Below are 219 nucleotides of genomic sequence, written 5' to 3'. Positions count from 1 at the left end.
AATGAGTTTTTTACCGATGGGGGGTTTGATCATTTGGTCCAGAGGATGAAAGGGAGCGGGACAAATGAAGAGGATATTGGTTGTATGGATGTGAATAAATTGTTGATGAGGGTGTTTAGGAGGAGGTTGTGGTGGTACAGAAGGGAGGGTTGGTTGAAGAATTTTGAAGAGTGGTTGTTGAAGAGGTTGACGGGATAGATGAGGAGCAATGGATGGGTT

1 protein-coding gene is annotated in these 219 nt (G+C 44.3%); it reads left to right on the top strand.

Annotated elements, in window-relative coordinates; all coding sequences use genetic code 11:
* On the top strand, positions 1-198 hold a 198-nt coding region (locus FS628_RS32490; protein ID WP_222125374.1), incomplete at its 5' end, for a hypothetical protein.
* Between the last annotated feature and the right edge of the window lie 21 nt (positions 199-219).

The sequence above is a fragment of the Paenibacillus xylanexedens genome (assembly GCF_007676705.1).
Classification (GTDB): Bacteria; Bacillota; Bacilli; order Paenibacillales; family Paenibacillaceae; genus Paenibacillus; species Paenibacillus xylanexedens_C.
Note: the sequence above shows the minus strand (reverse complement) of the source record. Positions and strands in the feature narration are given on the sequence as shown.